Source organism: Rhizobium sp. YIM 134829 (assembly GCF_046546455.1).
Window position 1 is genome coordinate 1 of sequence record NZ_JBKHKI010000020.1, and the last position, 1,013, is coordinate 1,013.

The 1,013-nt window shown below is 69.1% G+C and carries 2 protein-coding genes; one reads left to right on the top strand and one right to left on the bottom strand.

The annotated features are described in order from the left end of the window. Positions 1–132: 132 nt before the first annotated feature. Positions 133–492, bottom strand: coding sequence for an ArsR/SmtB family transcription factor (locus ACLE20_RS15470; RefSeq protein ID WP_410941208.1), 360 nt, complete (start codon positions 490–492; stop codon positions 133–135). Positions 493–578: 86 nt separating this feature from the next. Here ACLE20_RS15470 and ACLE20_RS15475 point away from each other — a divergent pair. Further along, positions 579–1,013, top strand: a 435-nt coding sequence (locus ACLE20_RS15475; RefSeq protein WP_410941209.1) for an NAD(P)-binding domain-containing protein, incomplete at its 3' end; no start/stop codon positions are given.

Consider the following 1,013-nt stretch of genomic DNA (forward strand, 5'->3'; position numbering starts at 1 on the left):
GAGGGACGGCGGCACCTTCGAGGAACTCTCAGCGATCGCCGCCACCGCCATGGCTGCACTGCCGTCCCGGCCAGCAGACGGCAACGGCTCGTAGAGGGGCGCAACGCAGCACGGGCCGCCGTCGCCGAGCGGTTAGGCCGTACGGGTCGAGACTGCGTCAGCGATGCGGTCGAGGGCGTCGGCGTTGACACGGTAGTACGCCCATTTGCCGCGCTGCTCACGGCCGACGAGGCCGCTGTCGACCAGCAGCTTCATGTGATGCGACACCGTGGGCTGACTCAATCCGAGCGGTTCGGTGAGGTCGCAGATGCAGGCTTCCCCACCGTCGGAAGCGGCGATGAGGGACACCAACTTGACCCGAGCCGGATCGGCGAGCGCCTTGAACACCGAGGCAAGTCGCTCGGCGGCTGGCGTATCAAGGATGCCGCCAGTCAGCGGGGAGCAGCAGGCAGCCGCATCACCCGGTGTCAGCGGCGCGGTCGCGATGGCCATGCCCCCATGATGCCACACACATTGACAAACTTCGATGGCACGCGTTGGATCGAATCATCGAAGAACGTCGATGGGAGGAGTCGAAGATGTCGAAGCTACCCGTCGTGGTGATCGGGGCCGGGCCGTTGGGTCTGGCGGCGGCCGCGCACCTGCTCGAACGTGGACTCACCCCGCTGGTGCTGGAGTCCGGCAGCGGACCGGGGGCAGCGGTCGAGCAGTGGGCGCACGTGCGCACGTTTTCCCCGTGGCCGGAGTTGGTGGACCCCGCCGCTGCGCGGTTACTGGCATCGACGGGCTGGACCGCTCCCGGGGAGGGTTTCCCGACCGGCCGAGAGTGGATCGACGGGTACCTGGCGCCGTTGGCCGATGCATTGGGCGAGCGGGTGCAGTACGGCACGCGGGTGCAGGCGGTGTCGCGACTGGGTCGCGACCGGTTGGTCAGCCCGGGGCGGGCTGAGACGCCGTTCGTCGTGCACGCCGGTACCGTCGCAGGAGCCGAGAGCCGGGTTCGGGCCCGTGCG

Bases quoted from the DNA above. Each gene is read 5' to 3' on its own strand.
- ACLE20_RS15470 (WP_410941208.1), bottom strand. From the start codon at position 492: ATGGCCATCGCGACCGCGCCGCTGACACCGGGTGATGCGGCTGCCTGC.